Here is a 2,130-nt window from a genome sequence, read left to right on the forward strand (position 1 = left end):
CCCTCATCCTTTAATAAGGAATATCCGATTGGTGGGGGTCGGTTTTTGGGTAACCCAATTTTTTCTCTAGTTTACGTTCAATTTCCGGCGTAATGATATGTTCGATGGTTTCTGCATCATCATGAACATGATCCGGAGCAATATTCATTTTCTCGGTAAGATACAGTTCCCAAAGGCGATGCAGTTTTACTACTCTTTGTCCCTTACTTTTTCCGGCAAGGGTTAATTGCCACTTATCTTTTTTTCTTTCCAAAAAGCCTTGTTGAAGGAGTCGTTGAAGTCCTCTTTTTATTTTTCGAAAGCTGTAGGGCCTTTTCTCCTGAATGCTTTTCAAAGATCGCTCTTTTAGGTAATCCTGATCTTTTTCTCCCATTTTGTAGAAAAGTTTAAGGAGGTTTTCTTCTAATATCTGGTTTTGGTTTTTCCGCTGTAACAAATAGCGGGACATAATCCCTTTACGAGGAGCCAGGAAAAATGAACCAATAGCCAGAATGGAAAGCACCATAACAATCCATGGGCCTGTGGGCATGGCTGGAGCAATATAGGAGATGTAGGCTCCGCATATGCCGGAAAAAGCTCCGATGAAGGCGGCCAGAATGACCATGACCCGTAGTTTATCTGTCCAAAATCGTGCAGCTGCAGCAGGAGTAATGAGCATGGCGGCCATTAATACAACTCCCACAGCCTGTATACCTATCACCACGGCTAAAACCGTTAAGGTAGTTAATAAAAGCTCTAGGCCCCGGACAGGAAAACCTATGGCCTTTGCGAAGTTTTCATCAAAAGCGATTAAGGTGAATTCCTTAAAAAACAGAATAACCGAGGCAATAAGGATGACGCTGATGCTGCTAAAAACTATGAGATCGCTGCCTACCAAAGAGGCTGCTTTTCCGAAAAGAAATTGATCCAGTCCTGATTGGGCAGCATTTCCTGAATGCTGGATGGCGGTAAGTAATAAAATTCCTACACCAAAAAAGACAGAAAGGATGAGTCCGGTCGCAGTATCTTCTTTTATTTTCGAACGAGCCACAATATTGTCGATAAAGACTAAAGAAAGCCAACCAGTAGCAAAAGCTCCTAACACCAGATAAAATGGATTCTTGGTGCCTGAAAGTATAAATGCAAGGCAAACTCCAGGTAAAACTGAATGTGCCACTGCATCTCCAGAAAGAGCTTTTTTCTTAAGAAAAGTAAAGCTGCCTACAATGGCTGCGCTGGCAGCCAACAATACAGATCCTGCTACTACGTACCGTATATTAGGGTCAGAAAAACTAAAAAATTCAATCAGGCTATCCATGGGCTATTCATTATCTTTCTCTCGACTGGGAAACTCCTCTTTTTGTAAAAGTTCGCCCACTTCTGCCAATAAAGTAAGTTTACCTCCATAGGTTTGTTGTAATAGTTCAGGTTTAAAGGTTTCCTCAATTGGACCTGAGGCTATTAACCGCATATTAAGTAACACAACCCAATCAAAATAGGATTGTGCGGTTTGCAAGTCATGATGGACCACTACCACTGTTTTTCCCTTGTCAGACATTTCCCTCAGTAAAGCTATGATGGCTTTTTCAGTAGCGGCGTCCACACCAGCAAAGGGCTCGTCCATAAAGTAAAGCTCTGCTTCCTGGGCTAAAGCCCTTGCTAGGAATACCCTTTGTTGCTGGCCTCCGGATAGCTGGGAAATTTGCCGATGAGCAAAACCTTCCATTCCTACTTTTCTCAGAGAATTCATAGCCACTTCTTTATCCGCTTTTCGTGGGCGTTTAAAAAGGCCTAACTTACCAAAGCGACCCATTAACACAACATCTAAAGCGGAGGCAGGAAAATCCCAATCAACGGATTCTCTTTGGGGTACATAACTCACTTTTTTTCTGACTTTTTCTAATGGTTGGTTAAAAAGTTTGACGGCTCCGCTGCTTAAGGGTACAAGGCCCATTATTGATTTAATAAGGGTTGATTTTCCTGCTCCATTAGGGCCGATTACTCCAATCAAGGCACCCTTGGGCAAGTGCAAATCTATTCCCCAAAGAACAGGTTTTTTATTGTAAGTTACTGTTACGTCATGTACCTCAATAATGTCATTATCAGCCTTTTTTGTCATTTTATTCAAGGATTAGTTGAACTTATCTTTTT

General features: G+C 41.8%; 2 protein-coding genes. Both read right to left on the reverse strand.

Annotated elements, in window-relative coordinates:
- Positions 1–10: 10 nt before the first annotated feature.
- The gene (locus E1171_RS02380) at positions 11–1,297 is read right to left on the reverse strand and encodes a metal ABC transporter permease (RefSeq protein ID WP_155203709.1); all 1,287 of its coding nucleotides are present in this window, start codon (positions 1,295–1,297) and stop codon (positions 11–13) included.
- A 3-nt stretch (positions 1,298–1,300) separates the two neighbouring features.
- A complete protein-coding gene (locus E1171_RS02385) occupies positions 1,301–2,098 on the reverse strand; it encodes a metal ABC transporter ATP-binding protein (protein WP_155203711.1) in 798 nt (265 codons plus the stop codon).
- Positions 2,099–2,130 lie beyond the last annotated feature (32 nt).

Origin of the sequence: Xanthovirga aplysinae (assembly GCF_009711365.1) — a bacterium.
In the GTDB taxonomy this organism is placed as follows: domain Bacteria; phylum Bacteroidota; class Bacteroidia; order Cytophagales; family Cyclobacteriaceae; genus Xanthovirga; species Xanthovirga aplysinae.